Annotated in this window: 20 protein-coding genes; 11 read left to right on the top strand and 9 right to left on the bottom strand. The window is 54.6% G+C overall.

Going from position 1 to position 20,671, the window contains the following annotated elements:
• Positions 1-36: 36 nt before the first annotated feature.
• The 3 genes from ftsP to parC all read right to left on the bottom strand — a co-directional run bounded on the left by ftsP (position 37) and on the right by parC (position 4,633).
• Positions 37-1,464, bottom strand: coding sequence for a cell division protein FtsP (ftsP, locus tag ACIP6T_RS18490; RefSeq protein WP_097096000.1), 1,428 nt, complete (start codon positions 1,462-1,464; stop codon positions 37-39).
• Positions 1,465-1,583: 119 nt separating this feature from the next.
• The gene (locus tag ACIP6T_RS18485) at positions 1,584-2,321 is read right to left on the bottom strand and encodes a 1-acylglycerol-3-phosphate O-acyltransferase (protein ID WP_097095999.1); all 738 of its coding nucleotides are present in this window, start codon (positions 2,319-2,321) and stop codon (positions 1,584-1,586) included.
• A gap of 41 nt (positions 2,322-2,362) precedes the next feature.
• On the bottom strand, positions 2,363-4,633 hold the full coding sequence (parC, locus tag ACIP6T_RS18480; protein ID WP_097095998.1) for a DNA topoisomerase IV subunit A: 2,271 nt from the start codon (positions 4,631-4,633) through the stop codon (positions 2,363-2,365).
• A 407-nt stretch (positions 4,634-5,040) separates the two neighbouring features.
• On the opposite strand from parC, the gene ACIP6T_RS18475 reads away from it, so the two are divergent.
• The 8 genes from ACIP6T_RS18475 to ACIP6T_RS18440 all read left to right on the top strand — a co-directional run bounded on the left by ACIP6T_RS18475 (position 5,041) and on the right by ACIP6T_RS18440 (position 11,519).
• Complete coding sequence (locus tag ACIP6T_RS18475; protein ID WP_400458309.1) at positions 5,041-6,603, top strand: BglG family transcription antiterminator; 1,563 nt, start codon at positions 5,041-5,043, stop codon at positions 6,601-6,603.
• A 17-nt stretch (positions 6,604-6,620) separates the two neighbouring features.
• Positions 6,621-7,091, top strand: a complete 471-nt coding sequence (locus ACIP6T_RS18470) for a PTS sugar transporter subunit IIA (RefSeq protein WP_097095996.1) — start codon at positions 6,621-6,623, stop codon at positions 7,089-7,091.
• A 24-nt stretch (positions 7,092-7,115) separates the two neighbouring features.
• Complete coding sequence (locus ACIP6T_RS18465) at positions 7,116-7,430, top strand: PTS fructose transporter subunit IIB (protein WP_008103372.1); 315 nt, start codon at positions 7,116-7,118, stop codon at positions 7,428-7,430.
• Positions 7,431-7,441: 11 nt separating this feature from the next.
• Positions 7,442-8,533, top strand: coding sequence for a PTS fructose transporter subunit IIC (locus ACIP6T_RS18460; RefSeq protein ID WP_400458308.1), 1,092 nt, complete (start codon positions 7,442-7,444; stop codon positions 8,531-8,533).
• A 9-nt stretch (positions 8,534-8,542) separates the two neighbouring features.
• The gene (locus ACIP6T_RS18455; RefSeq protein WP_400458307.1) at positions 8,543-9,391 is read left to right on the top strand and encodes a class II fructose-bisphosphate aldolase; all 849 of its coding nucleotides are present in this window, start codon (positions 8,543-8,545) and stop codon (positions 9,389-9,391) included.
• Between the two features lie 127 nt (positions 9,392-9,518).
• The gene (locus tag ACIP6T_RS18450; protein WP_097095992.1) at positions 9,519-10,379 is read left to right on the top strand and encodes a ketose-bisphosphate aldolase; all 861 of its coding nucleotides are present in this window, start codon (positions 9,519-9,521) and stop codon (positions 10,377-10,379) included.
• Between the two features lie 218 nt (positions 10,380-10,597).
• Entirely contained in the window at positions 10,598-11,179 is a 582-nt protein-coding gene (locus ACIP6T_RS18445; protein WP_345828263.1) for an NAD(P)H-dependent oxidoreductase, read from the top strand.
• 31 nt (positions 11,180-11,210) lie between these two features.
• The gene (locus ACIP6T_RS18440) at positions 11,211-11,519 is read left to right on the top strand and encodes a putative quinol monooxygenase (protein WP_097095990.1); all 309 of its coding nucleotides are present in this window, start codon (positions 11,211-11,213) and stop codon (positions 11,517-11,519) included.
• Between the two features lie 36 nt (positions 11,520-11,555).
• On the opposite strand, the gene ACIP6T_RS18435 is transcribed toward ACIP6T_RS18440, so the two are convergent.
• The 6 genes from ACIP6T_RS18435 to nudF are packed head-to-tail and all read right to left on the bottom strand — an operon-like array spanning position 11,556 to position 16,966.
• On the bottom strand, positions 11,556-12,455 hold the full coding sequence (locus ACIP6T_RS18435) for a LysR substrate-binding domain-containing protein (protein ID WP_097095989.1): 900 nt from the start codon (positions 12,453-12,455) through the stop codon (positions 11,556-11,558).
• 56 nt (positions 12,456-12,511) lie between these two features.
• Positions 12,512-14,407, bottom strand: coding sequence for a DNA topoisomerase IV subunit B (gene parE, locus ACIP6T_RS18430; protein WP_345828261.1), 1,896 nt, complete (start codon positions 14,405-14,407; stop codon positions 12,512-12,514).
• Between the two features lie 46 nt (positions 14,408-14,453).
• Positions 14,454-15,035: an esterase YqiA gene (gene yqiA, locus ACIP6T_RS18425; RefSeq protein WP_097095987.1), complete on the bottom strand. Its 582-nt coding sequence runs from the start codon at positions 15,033-15,035 to the stop codon at positions 14,454-14,456.
• Between the two features lie 3 nt (positions 15,036-15,038).
• The gene (cpdA, locus tag ACIP6T_RS18420) at positions 15,039-15,866 is read right to left on the bottom strand and encodes a 3',5'-cyclic-AMP phosphodiesterase (protein WP_345828260.1); all 828 of its coding nucleotides are present in this window, start codon (positions 15,864-15,866) and stop codon (positions 15,039-15,041) included.
• Between the two features lie 42 nt (positions 15,867-15,908).
• Positions 15,909-16,334 (bottom strand): DUF1249 family protein, encoded by a 426-nt coding sequence (locus ACIP6T_RS18415; protein ID WP_008103400.1) that lies wholly within the window; start codon positions 16,332-16,334, stop codon positions 15,909-15,911.
• Positions 16,331-16,966 carry an ADP-ribose diphosphatase gene (gene nudF, locus ACIP6T_RS18410; RefSeq protein ID WP_097095985.1) on the bottom strand — a complete coding sequence of 212 codons (636 nt, stop codon included), beginning with the start codon at positions 16,964-16,966 and terminating at the stop codon, positions 16,331-16,333. The genes ACIP6T_RS18415 and nudF overlap by 4 nt, the downstream gene beginning before the upstream one ends.
• 213 nt (positions 16,967-17,179) lie before the next feature.
• Between nudF and tolC the strand changes: the two genes are divergently transcribed.
• The 3 genes from tolC (at position 17,180) to ACIP6T_RS18395 (ending at position 20,640) form a co-directional block, all read left to right on the top strand.
• A complete protein-coding gene (gene tolC / locus ACIP6T_RS18405) occupies positions 17,180-18,652 on the top strand; it encodes an outer membrane channel protein TolC (RefSeq protein WP_097095984.1) in 1,473 nt (490 codons plus the stop codon).
• Positions 18,653-18,793: 141 nt separating this feature from the next.
• Positions 18,794-19,468 (top strand): DUF1190 family protein, encoded by a 675-nt coding sequence (locus ACIP6T_RS18400; RefSeq protein ID WP_345828258.1) that lies wholly within the window; start codon positions 18,794-18,796, stop codon positions 19,466-19,468.
• Between the two features lie 8 nt (positions 19,469-19,476).
• Positions 19,477-20,640 (top strand): glutathionylspermidine synthase family protein, encoded by a 1,164-nt coding sequence (locus ACIP6T_RS18395; protein WP_345828256.1) that lies wholly within the window; start codon positions 19,477-19,479, stop codon positions 20,638-20,640.
• Positions 20,641-20,671 lie beyond the last annotated feature (31 nt).

Genomic DNA, 20,671 nt, shown 5'->3' with positions numbered 1-20,671 from the left:
CGACCCTACGGTGCGCATACATGCGCACCGTTTTAATTAAGACGTAGGATTCACCAATAACTGCCCCGCCGTACCGCGATCCGCCATCTCTAGCGCCTGGCTGTAATAGACAAACGGGAAGTGATCCGACGAACTCTGCGGGAAGCTCACCAGCAGCTCAACGCTGCCATCCACCCACACCGTATCTTTCCAGCCGCGATCTTCACCCATCGGCTGCGCACCATTCACATTCTTAATCAGGAACATCACGCCCTGAATATGCAGTGATTGCGGACGATCGGCGTGAATAATCCAGCGCTCAAACGTACCCTGCTGCACGGTGGTGTCAATTCGATTCATATCCCACAGCACGCCGTTAATACCCGGCTCGCTGTCACCAATGCGGAATTCACGCGTGCGTACCGCTACGCCGTCGAGAATCTGATCCGCCAGCAAACGCATTGGCAAATTATCCGTCACCAGCGGCAACAAACCGGTTGGGCGCAAGCTTAGCACCAGCGTGTTGGTCAGAATCGAAGAGGGCTCAAACAGGCCGCGCAGGCGATCCATAATGCCCGCCGCCGTGCCGGCCGTAATCGAGACTTCATCCCCCTGCGACATGTCTACCAACACTTCGCGACGTTCGCCCGGCGCCAGTGACAGCAGCTGTACCGCAACCGGTGCAGGCAAGAACCCTTGATCGCTGGCGATTACCGTAAAGGGACGATTATCGGAGAAGCTAAGATCGAAACGGCGCGCGTTCGAGCCATTTAGCAGGCGCAGGCGCACCCAGCCGCGAGACACTTCCACATAGGGATTTTGTACCCCATTCACCAGCAGCACGTCGCCAATAAAACCGCCGTTGGACGGTGGGTTGTAAACCGGCGTGGCGAAGTTATCGAGGCGCTTGTCCTGAATGATCAGCGGGAAATCATCGACACCGTAATGCTTCGGCAAAGGCAACGACTTGCTGACGTCATCTTCAACCAGCCACATGCCTGCCAGGCCATTGTAGACGTGCGGCGCCATGCGGTTTGGCGTGTTGGCGTGATACCACAGCGTGCCTGCACCCTGGCGAATCGGCAGCACTGGCGCCCAATCCGCGCCGGCGGACATCAGGCGCGGTGCGCCGCCCATCAAGGCGCCAGGCACCTGCAAACCGCTAACGGTCATGGATACCGGCTCGTTGAGGCGGTTGCTGTAAATCAGCTTCACATCATCGCCGCTGTAAACGCGCACCGTTGGGCCGAGGTACATACCGTTAATGCCCCACACCGGAACTTTGTTACTGTTGCCGCTAAATGACCAGTGGCTGCGCTGCAAGGTTAAAAACAGCGGCTGTCCGCGACGTGACTCAATCAGCGGAGGAATCGGAAGCGGCGTGTCGCCGATGGGCGCGGCAGCGCGGGCGGCGTAAGGCATAGCACCGGAAGCCAGTGCGATACCGGCAGATAGCTGAATAAACTGACGTCTGCTGCAAGACATAAAACTTCAGACCTTTTGAGCGTGGCGTGAAGACGCCGTGTCCATGTTGTTCTAATTAATTATTAGTTGCTGTGCTGCTTGAGAACGGGGCAGATGATCATCTGCCCCATTTTTGCTGGTCAGAGTTTACCGTTTTTTTCGCGCTCGGCGACTTCAGCGTTCAATTCTTCCAGTTTAGCCGACATTAATTCACGGCAGTGCGTGGCGAGCTTGCGCACCGAGGTGGTGGCAAACTGCGACGTATCGACCGGCGGCAGCATCTCAACAATCACCAGGCCGTTATTCCAGCGGTTCAGCTTGATCTTGTCATGAGTGTTGGAGACCACGATCGGAATGATCGGTACGCCAGCCGCCACCGCAGCATGAAACGCGCCGGTTTTGAACGGCAGCAGACCACGACCACGGCTGCGCGTCCCTTCCGGGAACATCCAGAACGAAATGCGCTTTTTGTTGAACTGATTGACCAGCTCACTGATGGTGCCGTGCGCTTTAGAGCGATTATCCCGATCAATCAGCAAGTTACCGGTTAGCCAATACAGCTGGCCAAAAAACGGAATCCACAGCAGGCTTTTCTTGCCGACGGTGACCGTTGTTGGCTGCACAATTTTGGCGGCGGTGATCATGTCGTAGTTGTTCTGATGGTTGGCGATGTAGATCGCGTTACCGTAATGCGCGGCTTCTGGCGGCTTACGCAATTCCACTTTGACGCCAAACACCGTCGACAGACGACCCAGCATATGGCCGAACGTCGCCACGTGACGCGGATTACGCGGTGAAAACAGACACCAGATAATGCCGATAATACTCACCACAATCGAATAAACAATAACAATAATTGCGCGTAAAATTAGTAACATAGATTCCTCAAATTGGGCATTCCATCCCCTGAACTAAAGCGTTACTCTTCGCTCGCGTCGGCTTTTGGACGCGCTGGTGCATTCACTTCTACGCTATCGATGCGTTGCAGCCCGCGCGCGATGCTGCCGCGACGACCGCGATCGGCACGTACTTTCTGCAGATCTTCATCACGCATAATCAGCTTACGTTTGCCGACATAGACGGTGATGGAAGCGCCCGGTGGCAGAATCAGCAGCCACTGGAGTTTGTCGGTGCCGGCAGCGATATCCGCTGACGGAATCGAGATGATTTTGTTGCCCTTGCCTTTCGACATTTGCGGCAGATCGCCGACCGGGAACATCAACATCCTTCCAGCCTGGGTAATCGCCAGCAGCATGTCATCGCCGGAATGCACCGCCATTGGCGTCATCACTTTAGCGTTTTCCGGCAGCGTCAGCAGCGCTTTACCGGCGCGATTGCGCGAAACCAGGTCGGCAAAGGTACAGATAAAGCCGTAGCCCGCATCTGATGCCATCAGCAGTTTCTGATCGTCGGGTTCCATCAGCACCTGCTCAATCACCGCGCCCGGCGGTGGCGTCAGTTTGCCGGTAAGCGGCTCGCCCTGCCCGCGCGCTGACGGCAAGGAGGTGGGATCCAGCGTATAGCTGCGTCCGGTGGAGTCGATAAAGGCCACCGGCTGATTACTCTTACCGCGCGCGGCAGCCAGATAGCTGTCACCCGCTTTGTAGCTCAAGCCCGCGGGATCGATATCGTGGCCTTTGGCGCTGCGCACCCAGCCCATCTGCGACAGCACGATAGTGACTGGCTCGGCGCTCACCAGCTCGGTTTCGCTTAGCGCTTTCGCCTCTTCACGTTCGCGCAGCGGTGAACGGCGATCGTCGCCGTAGGTTTGGCTATCGGCCAGCAGCTCTTTCTTCATCAGGTTGCTCATCTTGCGCTCGGACGCCAGAATCGCCTGCAGCTGGTCACGCTCTTTTTCCAGTTCCGCTTGCTCACCGCGAATTTTCATCTCTTCCAGTTTGGCGAGATGACGCAGTTTTAACTCAAGAATGGCTTCGGCCTGGGTTTCGCTGATCTCAAAGCGCGACATCAGCACCGGCTTCGGCTCATCCTCATTACGAATGATGTGGATCACTTCATCAATGTTGAGGAAAGCCACCAACATACCTTCAAGGATATGCAGGCGGCGCAACACGCGATCCAGGCGATAGTTGAGGCGGCGCGTTACGGTCGCGCGACGATACACCAACCATTCCGACAGGATTTCCAGCAGGTTTTTCACTGCCGGACGGTTATCCAGCCCGATCATATTCAGGTTAACGCGATAGCTTTTTTCCAGATCGGTGGTGGCAAACAGATGATTCATCACCTGCTCCAAATCAACACGATTGGAGCGCGGCACAATCACCAGCCGCGTCGGGTTTTCGTGGTTAGATTCATCGCGCAGATCTTCCACCATCGGCAACTTCTTGTTGCGCATCTGGTTAGCGATTTGCTCCAGCACGCGCGCGCCAGAAACCTGATGCGGCAGCGCGGTGATCACCACGTCGCCATCTTCCTTTTTCCACACCGCACGCTGGCGAATGGAACCGCGACCGCTTTCATAGATCTTACGGATTTCGCTGCGTGGCGTGATGATTTCGGCCTCGGTCGGATAATCCGGGCCTTGCACAATCTCCAGCAGCTCATTCAGCGTGGTATTCGGGCTATCGATCAGTTTAACCGCGGCTTCAGCCACTTCGCGCAGGTTGTGCGGCGGAATGTCGGTTGCCATACCCACGGCAATGCCGGTGGTGCCGTTCAGCAGAATGTTGGGCAGGCGTGCCGGCAACATTTTCGGTTCCTGCAAGGTACCGTCAAAGTTGGGGATGTAATCAGACGTGCCCTGACCGAGTTCACCCAGCAGGATTTCAGCGTATTTTGACAGGCGCGATTCGGTGTAACGCATCGCGGCGAAAGATTTCGGATCGTCGGGTGCGCCCCAGTTTCCCTGGCCATCTACCAGCGGATAGCGATAGGAGAACGGCTGCGCCATTAACACCATCGCTTCATAGCAGGCGCTATCGCCATGCGGATGGTATTTACCCAGCACGTCACCCACGGTACGCGCCGATTTTTTGAATTTGGCACTGGCATTCAGGCCCAATTCAGACATGGCATACACAATGCGGCGCTGCACTGGCTTGAGACCGTCGCCGATATACGGCAACGCACGGTCCATGATCACGTACATGGAGTAGTTCAGGTACGCGTTTTCCGTAAACTTGTGCAGGGCTAGACGCTCTGCACCATCCTGCGTCAATTCGCTCATTAAGATCGCATCCTCACTTCGTGGCCCGCAACGACGGGTCATCCGGCGCTCATTTGGCGAGGATATTACCTTATTCGTGCGATTTAGTCACAAAGAAGCCGGTGCAGGGAAAAGATTCCTGCTGCGCTAAATAACGTGATATCGCTTAGAAAAATAAAAGGGGATGCGAGCGACATCACACTTAATATCGCCAATGTTATGTGAGCAAGCTCGCAATTAATTTACTTTCTCGTTTTGCATATTAATTATGTCCTGTCACGCGGACAACATTTAGTATTGTTGCTTACGCCTGACTCTCCTAAATTCATACGCCACAAGACCCACACTTTTGCGCTTCTGATTTCTGGCATGGAATAAATATAAACATCACGTCGCCATTAACGTATTGCCAAAATAAGGGTGAACGCATGCAAATACTGACTTCACGACAACACCGATTAGTAAAATTGCTGCTGCATCATGCCGCTCCGCAGCCCAGTAAAGCGTTAGCGTTACAGCTTGGCGTGTCTGAGAAAACCATTCAGCGCGATTTACAGTGGCTTGAGAGCTGGCTCAGCAACTGGTCGCTGCAGCTGGAAAAAATGCCGGGACGCGGCGTACGCCTACGGGTGGATGATATCCAACTGCGCTTGCAGCTTGAGCAGCAGCTTACCGGCGATGAGAGCAGCGCCGAAGCGCTCAGCCACAATAGCCGAAGACTGAAGATTGCCTCGCAGTTATTGAGTGATGCGCCGCGCGCCACCTCGATCAGCAAGCTTTCGGAACGCTACTTTATTAGCCATGCGTCTATCGTGAACGATCTGAAGGTGATTGAAGAGTGGCTGCAACCGCTGGGGTTAACTTTACAGCGCGGCCCCAGCGGCACCCATATTGAAGGCAATGAGCAGATGCTACGCCAGGCGATGGTGTCGCTGATTAATGATGTGATGCAGCAAAATGTCGCTGGCACACCGCTGCTGCCGCGGCTCGATCCCGGTAGTCAGCAGGCGCTGGTGCACTATTTTGGAGATGAGGATGTGGCGTTTGTGCAGCGGCTCCTAAAGCACATGGAGCAGCAGCTGAGTTATCCGCTGGGCGATGCGTGGTATCTCAACCTGTGCACTCATATTCTGATCATGATGCATCGAATGGCGCAGGGTAATGCACTGGCGCTGGAAACGCTAACCAGCGCGCACGATCTCGATCAGCGCATTCTCACTATTGCGCAGCACATGGTGACGCAGATTGAGCAACGGATGTGCTGCGCGCTGCCAGCGGATGAAGTGGGCTTTATTTATCAATATATCGTTTCGTCCGGCATTGTTGTGGAAGAACGCGGTGACAATACGCCGCTGCATAATCAATTTTCCACTGCGGAATCAGTAAAAATCACCTGTGAATTGATCGATCGCTTTTCATCTTTTATTCAGCAGGACTTAGCACAAGACCGTTTATTATTTGAAGGATTATTGGTTCATATAAAGCCCTTATTAAATCGACTCAAATACCATATTCATATTCGTAATCCGCTGCTGGAGGATATTCAGCAGGAAATGAAAGAAATATTTTTCCTGACTAAACAGGCAATGCAATTAACCGCGCGCAGCCAGGGACTTTCATCGGTGGCGGATGACGAAATAGGCTATTTGTGTGTGCATTTCCAGGCCGCGCTGGAGCGGCAAATCGCCCATAAACGCATCCTGGTGGTGTGCTCCAGCGGGGTGGGTACCTCGCATTTGCTCAAGAGCCGCATCCTGCGCGCCTTCCCGGATTGGGAAATTGTTGGCGTGGTATCGGCCAGCAATCACGCGGCTTTCTGCCAGCACCAAACGGTGGATCTGGTGATTACCACCATTCACCTCAACGCCGCGGCAATTCCGTCGGTGTATGTCAGTGCCTTCTTTAACGATGACGATATTCGGCGGGTGACTGACGCCATGATTGGCAGCCAGCTACCTGACGGCGCGTCCTGCGCGTTGGCTGAACATTAATTGAATGAGGATTCACCATGGATATTTCCCGCATTCTCACGCCACGCCGCGTTAACCTGGCGCTAACCGCCACCAGCAAAGAAGAAGCGATTCATGAGCTGACCGATTTGCTCTACCACGATGGTGCCATCAGCGATCGCGCCGCATTTATCGAAGATGTCTGGCTGCGCGAGGCCGAAGGTTCCACCGGCTTCGAAAATCACATCGCCATCCCGCACGGTAAATCTGCGGCGGTGAAGCACACCACGCTTGCCATCGGCCGCACCCAGCACGACATTCCGTGGGAAACGCTGGATGGCAGCCAGGTGCGCTGCATCATCCTGTTCGCCGTGCGGCTGGAAGATCAGAACACCACCCATATTCGCCTGTTGTCGCAGGTGGCCAGCGCGCTGGCCGATGATGAGGTGATAGCCCAACTGCTGGTAGAAAACGATCCCAGCAATATCATCCGGCTGTTTAGTCAGTACGCCGAAACCGATCTCTGTTAACACCCTAACGCTTTGAGGTGACACATGAATATCGTCTGTGTAGCAGCCTGCACGGCAGGCATCGCGCATACCTATATTGCGCGCGAGAAACTGATCAAAGGCGCGCACGCGCTGGGCCACACCATCCACGTGGAAACGCAGGGCACTATTGGCACCGAAACCGCGCTGACGCAGGAGGACATTGCCGCCGCTGACGTGGTGATCCTTGCGGTCGACGTGAAGATCAAAGGCGAAGAGCGCTTCCAGGGCAAACCCATTGTGCGAGTGAAAACCGAAGTGGTGATTAAGTCACCGGTGAAATTCCTCGAAAAAGTGGCGGATTCACTGGCGCGCGCCTGAGGAGATCCATCATGAGTGATAACAAACGTCAGTACGGTCAGGAGATCAAAGGCCATCTGCTCACCGGTATTTCCTGGATGATCCCGCTGATCGTCGCCGCCGGGATCTGTATCGCCCTTGGGCAGGTGATCGGCGGGCCGGACGTCGGCAAACATACCGGCACCCTCGCCTGGATGCTCAATCAGATCGGCGGCTGGGGCATGGGCCTGATCGTACCGCTGATCAGCGCGGCGATCGCCTATTCGATCGCCGATCGTCCCGGCTTTGCGCCCGGCCTGATCGTCGGCTTTATCTGCGGCCAGATCGGCACCGGTTTTATTGGCGGCATTTTCGGGGGTTTCCTCGTCGGTTACACGGTGCTGCTGCTGCGCCGCACCATCAGGCTGCCGAAATCAATGCAGGGATTAATGCCGATTATGGTGCTGCCGGTGCTCAGCACCGTTATTGCCGGGCTACTGATGATGACCTTTATCGGCCAGCCGATTGTCTGGCTGCAAAAGGCGCTGATTGCGCTGCTGGAATCGATGCAAGGCGGCTCGAAGTTTGTGATGGGCGCGATTCTAGGCGCGATGGCCACCTTCGACTTCGGCGGACCGGTGAACAAAACCATGTCGCTGTTCGCCGACGGCATGCTAGTTGACGGCATTTACGGGCCGGAAGCGGTGAAGTTTGTCGGCTCAATGATTCCGCCATTCGGTATCACGCTGTCGTATCTGCTGAGCCGCAACAAGTACACCAAAGCGGAAAAAGAGGCGCTGAAAGCCGCCTTCCCGATGGGCATCTGCATGATTACCGAAGGAGTGATTCCGATTGCAGCACGTGACCTGTTCCGCGTGGTCGGCAGCTGTGTTGTGGCCTCGGCCATCGCCGGTGGGTTGATTATGGTGTGGGGCGTGGGCGCGCCGGTGCCGCACGGCGGGATGTTTGTGGTGCCGCTGTTCAATAAACCCTGGCTGTTCTGCTTAGCGCTCGGCATCGGCACCACGGTGTGCGGCGTGATGCTGTCGGTGCTGAAAAAACCGATTACCCAGGCGGATGAAGAGTTCGATGACGTGGAAGCACCCGGCGTCCGCGATGAAGAGATCAAATTCACTCTGGAATAAGGAGCCACTATGTTTGCCATGATGAATGACCTGATTCAGGCCGCTGCCCAACAGCGCTACGCGGTGCTGGCGATCAACTGCTTCAACCTTGAAACCGCGCGTGCCGCCATTCAGGCCGCTGAGCAGCAGCGTGCCCCGCTGATTCTGAATGTTTACCAGGGACATAGCGCGCACTTTCCGCCGGCGATTGCGGTGCCATTGGTAAAAGCGCTGGCCGAATCGGCTCGCGTGCCGGTGGCGCTGGCGCTCGATCACGGCAAAGCGTTTCCGCTGATTGGCCAGGCATTTCGCGCCGGCTTTACCGGACTGATGATTGATGCTTCATCTGAACCGCTGGCAGAAAACATTCGCCAGACTGCCGCCGTGGTGAAGATGGCACATACTGCGGGCGTTTGCGTGGAAGGCGAGCTCGGACATATCGCTGATGCGCCGACCTATGAACTGGCCGATGCCTCGGTGAAGATGACGCAGGTGGCGGACGTGCTGCCGTTTATCGAACAAACCCATATCGATCTGCTGGCGATTTCGGTCGGCACGGCGCACGGACTTTATCCGGCTGGGGTGAAGCCGAAGATCGATTTCCAGCGCTTAGAGGAGTTGCACGCGGTCTCCACTCGGCCGCTGGCGCTGCATGGCGGTTCAGGCACGCCCGCGGAGGATATTCGTCGCGTGAGCGAGTTTGGCGTCGCCAAGATCAACGTCGGTGCGGCGGTGTTTGAAGGCGGAAAAAGGGCCGTCGAACAGGCGCTAAAGCATTCCCACGCCGAGTTAGCCGATCTGCTTGGGCTCATGGAATCTGCCTGCCGTGAGGTGGTGGCTGAGTATCTGAGCTGGTCGGGATCGGCGGGCAAGGTTTAGCCATCGGTTGATTGGCGGTCGCCATGAATGGCGACCCTACATCGCATTATCAATTTCACATTCATATCCATCATCGGGTCGGCGCGCGCGTCGGCTCCGGTAAACATCACGCTGAGGAAAAATTAACATGTTGATTTCAATGAAAGAAATGTTGGCACCGACTCGTGAACACCGCTACGCGATTGGCGCATTTAACGTGGCGGACAGCTGCTTTATTCGCGCGGTAGTCGAAGAAGCCGAAGCCACGCATACGCCAGCCATCATCTCCATCCACCCGAGCGAGCTGGAGTTTGTCACTGACGAATTCTTTGGCTATGTGCGTGAACGTACGCTCAAGAGCAAGGTGCCTTTCACTATCCACCTCGATCACGGCGCCTCCATCGCTCAGGTGCTGCGCGCCATTCAGTGCGGTTTCACATCGGTGATGATCGATGGTTCCCTACTGCCTTATGAAGAGAACGTGGCGCTGACTAAAGAGGTGGTGAAGCTGGCGCATTCTGTAGGCGTTTCGGTAGAAGGTGAACTGGGCACCATCGGCGATACCGGAACGTCGGTAGAAGGCGGCGTGAGTAAGGTGATCTACACCGAACCGGCGCAGGCGGAAGATTTTGTACAGCGCACCGGCGTGGATACGCTGGCGGTGGCGATCGGCACCGCGCACGGCATCTACCCGAAAAATATGAAGCCAGAATTGCAGATGCATATCCTGAAAGACATTTCGCAGCGCCTCACCATCCCGCTGGTGCTACACGGCGGTTCGGCCAATCCAGATGCAGAGATCGCCGAAGCGGTGACGCTGGGCGTGGGTAAAATCAATATCTCTAGCGACATGAAATACGCCTACTTCGCTAAGCTGCGTGAGATTCTGGCGCGCGAAACCTGGTGGGATCCCAACGTGATTTACCCCGATGCCATCACTGCCGCGAAGGAAGTCATTCGCTACAAAATGAATCTGTTTGGTGGGTTGGGTAAGGCGAGTTTGTACTGATCGTTCTGCTACCTTGCGCAATAAATTGCGCCGCTACAGAAAATACGAGTGTAGCGGCGCGATTTAACGCGCATTTTTTTGCCATTCCGCTTGCTCGGATTGTTTCATAACCTGCCGCATTATTGCTTTTTTGGCAAAAGTGTTGTGATCAATCACGCATTTTTCTCTTTCCTGCGCGCGCGTAGAGTGTGCGCCATCAACGAGAAACGGAGCGAGTTATGAGCAATATTTTAATTATCGACGGCGGCAAAACCTTCGCCCATTCGAAAGGCGAGCTGAACCACACTTTGACAGAAGTTGCTGCCAGCCAGCTGCGCGACCTTGGCCACCAGGTGCAAGTGACCATTGCCGATAGCGATTATAACGTGGCAGAAGAAGTGCAAAAGTACCTCGATAGCGATGTGGTGATCTACCAGATGCCGGGTTGGTGGATGGGTGAGCCGTGGACCGTAAAAAAATACATCGATGATGTATTCACCGAAGGCCACGGTTCACTGTATGCCAGCGATGGTCGTACGCGCAGCGATGCCGGTAAAAAATACGGTTCTGGCGGGTTAATCCAGGGCAAAAAATATATGCTGTCATTGACCTGGAATGCGCCGCTGGAAGCCTTTAACGATCCAGAGCAGTTCTTCGAAGGCGTTGGCGTGGATGGTTTGTATCTGCACTTCCACAAAGCCAATCAGTTCCTGGGGATGGACGCTTTGCCGACCTTTATCTGTAATGATGTGATTAAAATGCCGGACGTGCCGCGCGATATTGAACGTTATCGGACTCATCTCAGCCAGATTTTTGCTTAACTGTAAGCACCCAGGGAAAAGAGGAAGCACTATGTTAACCGTCGTTGCAGAAATTTGTGTGAAACCAGGCCGCCGCAAGGTCGTGCTGGATGCCATCAACAAACTGATTCCTACCGTGCTGGAAGAAGAGGGGTGCCATCAATACGATGCACTCGTCGACCACCAGGCGCAGGTGCCGTGGAAACAGAATTCGCCTGACTCTATTTTTATGCTGGAACAGTGGGAATCACTGCGTCATCTCGAGCAGCATCAGCAGATGCCGCACATGGATGCCCATCGCTCAGTGATTAAAGACGACGTGGTGGATGTGAAAATCCTCGTGCTGGAACCCGTGGGCTAATGCGCTTAGGCCTCTGCCCGGTGCAGAGGCTTTTTACTAAAGTAGCTGATTTTCTTCAATTTTCTCACGCAGAAAATCGAGAAAGCAGGTAATGCGCGACGTCAGAGATTGATTGCGGTAATAGACAGCATGAATCGGTAGACGAAGCTCACGCGTCTCCTGCTCCAGTACCTGCACCAGCTTTCCTCGCTCACGATCCTCACGACTGACAAAATCCGATAATCGTGCAATGCCCTGCCCGGCCAACGCCAGCTGACGTAACGTTTCGCCGCTTGACGCCGAGAGCGTCGGTTTTATCTGCAAAAACTCGCCTTCGCGCTGCCATACCGGCCAGATGTTATGTGCATCCAGCTGGCTAAAACCGAGCAGCTGGTGGCTGGACAAAGCGGCAACGCTCTCCGGTGCGCCATGCTGTTGCAAATAAGCCGGGCTGGCCACTAAACGCGTGGCGCTGCTGCCCAGCACGCGAGCGCGTAGCGTTGAATCACGCAGTTCCCCCACACGAATGGCAATATCGGTTTGCTGCTCCAGCAGATCGATCATGATGTCGTCGGTATTCAGTTCCAGCAGGATTTGCGGATAACGCTGACGGAATTCAGCCACCAGCGGCACAATCACATGCAGCATAAACGGCGCGTTGGCGTTTACCCGTAATCTTCCGGATGGGATCTCACGGCGCTGGGCGATCTGCTCTTCGGCTAGCTCGACGGCGGAGAGGATCTGGCGCGCATGATCGAGAAAAATCAGGCCTTCTTCCGTGAGCGCAAGGCGACGGGTAGTACGATGTAAAAGCGTGGTTTGTAACTTACCTTCGAGGCGGCTCAGCGCCCGACTGATACCTGAACTGGTTTGATCAAGCTGATCGGCGGCAGCGGTAATCGATCCGCTATCCACTACCGCGACCCAGGCGCGTAACTCTTCCAGTGTGATTTTCACGTTCCCTTCCCCGGCGAATAGCAAAATAATAAAGGACGCCGCAGCGCCCCTTATTGTTAGACTTCGAGGTCGGCTAAATCGCCTTTCTCTTGCAGCCAGTTGCGGCGGTCTTCCGAACGTTTCTTCGCCAGCAACATATCCATAACGCGTAGCGTTTGCTCCACATCATCATCGCTCACCGTCAGCTGGACCAGACGACGCGTGTTAGGGTCGAGCGTGGTTTCACGCAGTTGCAGGGGGTTCATTTCACCGAGGCCTTTAAAGCGCTGCACATTTGGCTTGCCTTTCTTGCGCTTCAGCTGCTCAAGCACGCCCTCTTTCTCATCCTCGTCCAGCGCGTAATAGACTTCCTTGCCGAGATCGATGCGATAGAGCGGTGGCATCGCCACATACACGTGGCCGTGCTGCACCAGCGAGCGGAAATGCTTCACAAACAGCGCACACAGCAAGGTCGCAATGTGTAAACCATCCGAGTCCGCATCCGCAAGGATACAGATCTTGCCGTAACGCAGCTGGCTCAGATCGTCACTGTCGGGATCGATACCGATCGCCACAGAGATATCATGCACTTCCTGCGAGGCCAGCACTTCATCTGAAGAGACTTCCCAGGTATTGAGGATCTTACCTTTCAGCGGCATGATCGCCTGATATTCACGATCGCGCGCCTGTTTGGCCGATCCGCCGGCGGAATCCCCTTCCACGAGGAACAATTCCGTCTTGTTCAGATCCTGCGCGGTGCAGTCCGCTAGTTTGCCGGGCAATGCCGGCCCGCTGGTGAGTTTTTTACGCACGACCTTCTTCGCTGCACGCATACGGCGCTGGGCGCTGGAGATCGCCAGCTCGGCCAGCATTTCAGCTGCCTGCACGTTCTGGTTCAGCCACAGGCTAAAGGCATCTTTCACTACGGCTGAGACAAACGCCGCACACTGACGTGACGACAAGCGTTCTTTAGTCTGACCGGCAAATTGTGGATCCTGCATCTTCACCGACAGCACGTAAGCGCAGCGATCCCAGATATCTTCCGCTGAGAGCTTTACGCCGCGCGGCAGAATATTGCGGAATTCACAAAACTCGCGCATCGCATCCAGCAAACCCTGACGTAAGCCGTTGACGTGCGTGCCGCCTTGCATGGTCGGGATCAGGTTAACGTAGCTTTCTGTCAGCAGTTCACCGCCTTCCGGCAGCCACAGCAGCGCCCAATCTACCGCTTCAACATCGCCAGCAAAGCTGCCGACGAACGGTTTTTCCGGCAGCGTTGGCAGGCCATCGACCGCTTCGCAGAGGTAGTCAGTCAAACCATCCTGATACATCCACGTCTGTTCGGTGTCGTTAACCTTGTCTTTAAAGACAATCTCCACGCCTGGGCACAACACGGCTTTGGCTTTTAACAGATGCGATAAGCGGGAAACTGAGAAGCGCGGGCTATCGAAGAAGCTGGCATCTGGCCAGAAATGCACGCTGGTGCCGGTGTTACGTTTGCCAACGGTGCCGGTAACCGTAAGATCCTGTACTTTGTCGCCATTTTCAAAGGCGATCTGGTAGATTTCGCCGTTGCGGCGCACGGTGACTTCGACCCGCTTAGATAAGGCGTTAACCACCGAGATCCCCACGCCGTGTAGACCGCCGGAGAACTGATAGTTTTTATTGGAGAATTTGCCGCCCGCATGCAGCCGACAAAGAATCAGCTCAACCGCAGGCACGCCCTCTTCGGGATGGATATCCACCGGCATGCCACGCCCGTCATCAATCACTTCCAGCGACTGATCGGCATGAAGAATCACTTCCACGCGTTTAGCATGACCCGCCAGCGCCTCATCGACGCTGTTATCGATCACTTCCTGGCCTAGATGGTTCGGGCGCGTGGTATCGGTGTACATCCCCGGGCGACGACGCACCGGTTCAAGGCCGGTCAGGACCTCAATGGCATCGGCATTATAGCTTGATTGGCTCATCGTAAATGTCTGATTAGCAATAAGAAAATGGCCCCACCTCGCGGAATTACTGAGCGTTTAATCCCAGAAAATCAATAATTTGTGCGAAATGGCGTTCGAATCCGATATAGGCATGATTGCCGCCCTCTTCAACCGTCTGGCGGCATGCGCTGTAATACTCCAGCGCCTGGCGATAGTCGAGTATTTCATCGCCGGTTTGTTGCAGCAACCAAAGTAAATCGGGCGCTTCAAGAGGGTCAATCTGCATGACTTTCAGATCGTAAATGTGGCGAGACTCTAACACATATTGCTGGCCGGTGTAGGGATTACGATTTTCGCCCAGATAATCCACCAGCAGCTCAAACGGGCGCACGGCGGGATTGACCACCACCGCGGGCAACATAAAACACTGCGACAGCCAGGTAGCAAAATAACCGCCGAGCGACGATCCTACCAACCCCAGCGGTTCACCCGCATATTGCATCACCAGATCTTCCAGCATACTGGCTGCTTCCGCCGGGAAAGCCGGCAGCTGTGGCACCATAACCTGAAGCTGCGGATGCCGCTCGCTGAGCCATTGTTGCAGCTGGGTGGCTTTCGCCGATTGCGGTGAACTGTTGAATCCATGCAGATAGATCAGCGCCGCCATCGCTTAGTAGCCCTCAGAATCAAGGTCGGGGCGGAACATGTCACTTTGCAAGCGGTTCACTTCGGTTTCCAGCGTGCCGTCCGGTTGCAAGGTAAACCAGCGCCAGCCAGGGGCGAGCGTATCAATGGTGAAGTTGGTGCAGTGAGGTTTGAACTGTACGCAGGTTGACGGCGAAGCCAGCACGCGACGGCCATGCCAATCGAGATCGAGTTCCTGATGAATATGACCGCACACCAGATTTCGCGCACGCGGGAAGTGTTGCAACACCGCTTCCAGCTGATGAGGATTGCGTAAACTGTGCTGATCTAACCAGGTACAGCCGGAAGCGAGTGGATGATGGTGCAGCAGCACCAGCGTATGACGCTCCGGATATTTGCGCAGAGCGCTATCCAGCCACTCCAGTTGATATTCACTCAACATGCCGTGCGGCACGCCAAACACCTGGCTATCCAGCAGTACCAGCTGCCAGTGATCGCCTAATAAGACATGCTTGTCTGACTTAATGCCGGCATCAGCTAAGGTATCCACCATCGCTGGCTGAAAATCGTGATTACCCGGCAGCCAGACGCAAGGCTTTGGCAGGCGTGAAATGCCCGCTACAAAGTGTTGGTAAGCTTCAACGGTGTGATCCTGAGCGAGATCGCCTGTGGCGATAATCAGATCATAGTTATGCTGCTGTGCCTCAATGGCGTCCAGCACGGCATCAAAACTCGACCAGGTATTCACCCCAAGTAGCGATTGATGTTTTCCAGCAAAAAGATGGGTATCCGTGATTTGTAAAATCCTGATATCAGACCCATCTACCGCAGGAAGAGTTAGCAGGCTATCCAAAGCGTTTCCTTAATCTCCACGCCATCGTTGCTTTTTACGCTATCAGCAGACCGGTACGGCCACAGCGCCGTGCGCCAGGCAGTAGCGCAGCCAATCCGCAAGGAACTGGTTAATCTGATGTTTTTCATCGCGCTGATGCAGTTTTTTATTAGGATAATCATAGCGCGCTTTAAAACGGTAGATCTGTTTAGTGGAACACACTTCAGCGACCATCGCATCATGATAGAGCCGCACGGACATGGATGGCAGGCTCCAGTAGCTCACCGCCGGCGCCACCTGGCGCACTTCAACCAGCGTGGTGTAGCGCGTTGATTCTTCTATGGTGAGCTGATAACTGGCGCCGTTCACCTGATAAATCACCGATGCGCCTGCTTCGTCATTACGCGGCAGCAGGCGGCGCAGCTGAGCGAAATTGGTTTCGCACAGACGCATCATTTCGGGAAAGTCAGGGGTGTAGCGCTGTTTCATTTTAGCTTCCACTCTTCTCGTAGTTTTTCATGGTGCAACGCCAGCCATTGCAAGGCGATGACAGATGCTGCGTTATCAATAATCCCCTCTTCCACCCAGCGATAGGCCTGTTCACGGCTTACCACATGCACAAGAATATCCTCATTCTCTTCCTCCAGCCCGTGATTTCCCTCTGCCAGGCTGGCATCCACTTCGCCCACCAGCACCGACAAACGTTCAGACGTTCCGCCCGGGCTGGCTAAGTAATTCACTATCGGTTTGACGCGACCAACCTTGAGGCCGGCCTCTTCTACGGCCTCACGGCGCGCGACATCTTCCGGTGTTTCACCGGTTTCGATAATGCCGGCCACCATTTCCAGCAGCCAGGGCGTTGGGCTGGAATCATAAGCCGGGATGCGGATTTGTTCGATCAGCACCACTTCGTCACGTAAGGGATCATAGGGTAGCAGCACGGCAGCGTGACCGCGCTCAAAAACTTCGCGTACCACTTCACCACTCATTTCGCCATTAAAACGGCGGTGACGAAAACGGTAACTCACGATGGAAAAAAAACCATCGTAACGCGTTTCGCGTGCAATAATTTCTACATCGTTTTTTGTGAAAGTCACAGGGGATTTTTTTTCACTTACCATCGTCTGATTCCTTATGCAGATTGGGGTGGAGCAAAGAAAAGCCAAGCCCGCCGCTCCGTCCGAGTGGTTCTTTTTGAATTAATTGCGTAAATTAGGGGAAGAAGGCACGTTCAGCCAACTTATCTCTGACGCCGCCTCTGTAGAATCGGCGATTATTTTTTTGGCTTACCTGCAGCGCTACCAGTGCAATTTGCTGCAACAAAAGGAATGCAAATGAAAAAACTGCTCCCACTTTTTATTGGACTGAGCCTGGGCGGATTCAGCCTGGCCAGCCAGGCAGAAAACCTGTTGCAGGTCTATCAGCAGGCGCGCCTTAGCAACCCCGATCTGCGTGCTTCCGCTGCGGATCGCGACGCTGCATTTGAAAAGATCAATGAAGCGCGTAGTCCTTTATTGCCGCAGCTAGGCTTGGGCGCAGATTATACTTATAACAATGGCTACCGCGACAGCAGCGGACTTCATTCCAACACGACCAGCGCGTCTCTGCAATTAACTCAAACTATTTTCGACATGTCGAAATGGCGCGCGCTGTCACTGCAGGAAAAAGCGGCTGGTATCCAGGACGTCACTTATCAGGTTGCCCAGCAAGACCTGATTCTGAACAGTGCAACTGCCTATTTCAACGTGTTGAAGGCGATCGATACGCTTTCTTACACTGAAGCACAGAAACAATCGATCTACCGCGAATTGGATCAAACCACCCAGCGCTTCAACGTTGGGCTGGTGGCGATCACTGACGTTCAAAACGCCCGCGCGCAATATGACAGCGTACTGGCTAACGAAGTCACTGCCCGCAACAACCTCGATAACGCCGTGGAATCGCTGCGCCAGATTACCGGCATGGATTATCTGTCACTGGCTTCACTGAATATCGATCGTTTTAAAACGGCGCGTCCCGATGCCGTTGCTGCGCTGCTGAAACAAGCTGAAAGCCGTAACCTGAACTTGCTTTCTGCACGTCTGAGCCAGGATCTGGCACGTGAGCAGATTCGTTCAGCGGAAACCGGCCACATGCCAACGCTGGATTTGACGGCCTCAACCGGTATGTCTAACAGCAAATATGGCGGCAGCCGCGCGAACCAGAGCGCAAGCAGCACCGACTCAATTACCGGTTCTAACCAGGTTGGCCTGAGCTTCACCATGCCGCTGTACAGCGGTGGTTCTGTGACTTCACAGGTGAAACAGGCGCAGTACAATTATGTTGCCGCTAGCGAGCAGCTGGAAGGCGCGCACCGTAGCGCGGTGCAAACCGTCCGTTCCTCATTCAACAACGTGAATGCGTCTATCAGTAGCATCGATGCCTACAAGCAGGCGGTTGTCTCTGCGCAGAGTTCACTTGATGCGATGGAAGCAGGCTATCAGGTGGGTACGCGGACGATCGTGGATGTGTTGGATGCCACCACCACGCTGTTCAACGCTAAACAGCAGCTTTCTGACGCACGTTACAGCTACCTCATTAACCAGCTGAATATTAAATATGCGCTGGGTACGCTGAACGAGCAGGATCTGCAACAGCTGAACAGTTCACTCGGCAAAGAGGTGACGACAGCACCCGAAGTTGTTGCACCGGAAAACAACCAGCAAGCCGCCCGCGTGGATAACGGTCCGCAGACGACAGCGCCTTCAAGCGCCGCACGAGCGCGTCCCGCTGCCGCCCGCAGCAGTGGAAATCCCTTCGGTAATTGATTTATAAAGGGGTCGCTTGCGGCCCCTTTCGCATTCAATCGTATAACAACGTAAAGATCCCCTCTCCCTCTGGCGTCACGCTTCATTTTCCACCACTCATCCCCTATCCTAACCCCCACCTTTGGGCACAGGATAAAGATAATGAAACGGACGAAAAATATTCGCCACGCCGCTTTCCGTAAAAGCTGGCAGGCACGCCACTTAACGCCGGTTGCATTTGCCGTTAGCGCAGTGTTTATGCTGGCAGGCTGCGAACAGAGTGACGAAACGGTTTCCCTCTACCAAAACGCGGATGATTGTGCAAAAGCCAATCCAGGCGAGAGCGCGCAATGTACCACTGCGTACAACAACGCCTTGAAAGAAGCCGAACGTACCGCGCCAAAATATGCCACGCGTGAGGATTGCGTTGCAGAGTTTGGTGAAAATCAGTGCCAGCAAACGCCAGCGCAGGCAGGCGTTGGTACCACCGCGAATAACGCGGAAGCACAGCAAAGCGGCAGCTTCTGGATGCCGTTAATGGCCGGTTACATGATGGGTCGGATGATGGGCGGCGGCGCAGGCTTTGCCCAGCAACCGCTCTTCTCACCGAAGAATCCAAATAGCCCAGCAAACGGCAAATTTGTTGATGCAGCGGGTAAAAATTACGGTAATGCCACCTCAGGCCGCACAATGAACGTGCCAAAAACCGCCATGGCACCTAAACCGGCAACCACCTCCACCATTACCCGCGGCGGTTTCGGTGACAGCGTGGCAAAACAAAACACCATGCAGCGCAGCAGTGCCTCCGGCACCAGCAGCCGTTCGCTGGGAGGCTAAGCCGCAGCATGCAACGTATTGCAATCAGCGAGCGCCCAGACTGGCGTGAAAAAGCAGCGGAGTATGGCTTCCAGTTTCACACCATGTATGGCGAGCCGTACTGGTGTGAAGATGCTTACTATCAGTTCACGCTAGCGCAGGTTGAACAGCTGGAAGAGACCACCGCCGAACTGCATCAGATGTGTTTACAGGCCGTGGAAAAGGTGGTGAATAGCGAGGCGCTACTCACCCGTTTCTGCATTCCTAAGCACACATGGGATTTTGTGCGTGAGTCCTGGAAGCTACGCCAGCCTTCACTTTATTCGCGCCTCGATCTGGCATGGGATGGTAAAGGTGATGCCAAACTCCTGGAAAATAATGCCGATACGCCAACCTCGCTGTATGAAGCGGCATTCTTTCAGTGGATCTGGCTAGAAGATCAAGTTAAAGCGGGCAATCTGCCGCACGGCAGTGACCAATTCAACAGTCTGCAAGAGAAGTTGATTGATCGCTTTGCCACACTGCATCAGCAACACGGTTTTAACTGGCTGCACTTTTCCTGTTGCCGTGACACCGAAGAAGATCGCGCTACGGTGCAATATCTGCAGGACTGCGCTACCGAAGCCGGGCTGCCGAGTGAATTTCTCTATATTGATGAAATTGGGTTAGGCGAAAGAGGCCAGTTTACCGATGTAAACGATCAGGTTATCAGCAACCTATTTAAACTCTATCCGTGGGAATTCATGCTGCGCGAAGTGTTCTCAACCAAGCTCGCGGATGCCGGTGTCCGTTGGCTGGAGCCTGCGTGGAAAAGCATTATATCCAATAAGGCGCTGCTGCCGCTGCTGTGGGAGATGTTCCCTAACCATCCTAACCTGCTGCCCGCCTATTTTGCAGATGACAAAAACGCGCCACAGATGGATAAATATGTGGTGAAACCGCTGTTCTCGCGCGAAGGGGCCAATATTCGCATCATCGAAAATGGTCAGGAGATCGCGCGTGCCGACGGCCCGTATGGCGAAGAAGGCATGATTATTCAGCAGTTCTATCAGTTACCTAAATTTGGTGATAGCTACACGCTGATTGGTAGCTGGCTGATTGACGATCAACCTGCCGGCATTGGCCTGCGTGAAGATCGTGCCTTGATCACTCAGGATCTGTCTCGCTTTTATCCGCACACTTTTATTGAGTAAAAGCTGCGCCGCCCGCAATCCTCGGGCGGCC

The sequence above is a fragment of the Pantoea sp. NPDC088449 genome, assembly GCF_044753225.1.
Classification (GTDB): Bacteria; Pseudomonadota; Gammaproteobacteria; order Enterobacterales; family Enterobacteriaceae; genus Pantoea; species Pantoea floridensis.
The sequence above is the reverse complement of the archived record's forward strand: the minus strand, read 5'-3'. Positions and strand labels throughout refer to the sequence as shown.

Coding starts and splice junctions, on each gene's coding strand:
- ftsP (WP_097096000.1), bottom strand. CDS start 1,464: ATGTCTTGCAGCAGACGTCAGTTTATTCAGCTATCTGCCGGTATCGCA.
- ACIP6T_RS18485 (WP_097095999.1), bottom strand. CDS start 2,321: ATGTTACTAATTTTACGCGCAATTATTGTTATTGTTTATTCGATTGTG.
- parC (WP_097095998.1), bottom strand. CDS start 4,633: ATGAGCGAATTGACGCAGGATGGTGCAGAGCGTCTAGCCCTGCACAAG.
- ACIP6T_RS18475 (WP_400458309.1), top strand. CDS start 5,041: ATGCAAATACTGACTTCACGACAACACCGATTAGTAAAATTGCTGCTG.
- ACIP6T_RS18470 (WP_097095996.1), top strand. CDS start 6,621: ATGGATATTTCCCGCATTCTCACGCCACGCCGCGTTAACCTGGCGCTA.
- ACIP6T_RS18465 (WP_008103372.1), top strand. CDS start 7,116: ATGAATATCGTCTGTGTAGCAGCCTGCACGGCAGGCATCGCGCATACC.
- ACIP6T_RS18460 (WP_400458308.1), top strand. CDS start 7,442: ATGAGTGATAACAAACGTCAGTACGGTCAGGAGATCAAAGGCCATCTG.
- ACIP6T_RS18455 (WP_400458307.1), top strand. CDS start 8,543: ATGTTTGCCATGATGAATGACCTGATTCAGGCCGCTGCCCAACAGCGC.
- ACIP6T_RS18450 (WP_097095992.1), top strand. CDS start 9,519: ATGTTGATTTCAATGAAAGAAATGTTGGCACCGACTCGTGAACACCGC.
- ACIP6T_RS18445 (WP_345828263.1), top strand. CDS start 10,598: ATGAGCAATATTTTAATTATCGACGGCGGCAAAACCTTCGCCCATTCG.
- ACIP6T_RS18440 (WP_097095990.1), top strand. CDS start 11,211: ATGTTAACCGTCGTTGCAGAAATTTGTGTGAAACCAGGCCGCCGCAAG.
- parE (WP_345828261.1), bottom strand. CDS start 14,407: ATGAGCCAATCAAGCTATAATGCCGATGCCATTGAGGTCCTGACCGGC.
- yqiA (WP_097095987.1), bottom strand. CDS start 15,035: ATGGCGGCGCTGATCTATCTGCATGGATTCAACAGTTCACCGCAATCG.
- ACIP6T_RS18415 (WP_008103400.1), bottom strand. CDS start 16,334: ATGAAACAGCGCTACACCCCTGACTTTCCCGAAATGATGCGTCTGTGC.
- nudF (WP_097095985.1), bottom strand. CDS start 16,966: ATGGTAAGTGAAAAAAAATCCCCTGTGACTTTCACAAAAAACGATGTA.
- tolC (WP_097095984.1), top strand. CDS start 17,180: ATGAAAAAACTGCTCCCACTTTTTATTGGACTGAGCCTGGGCGGATTC.
- ACIP6T_RS18400 (WP_345828258.1), top strand. CDS start 18,794: ATGAAACGGACGAAAAATATTCGCCACGCCGCTTTCCGTAAAAGCTGG.
- ACIP6T_RS18395 (WP_345828256.1), top strand. CDS start 19,477: ATGCAACGTATTGCAATCAGCGAGCGCCCAGACTGGCGTGAAAAAGCA.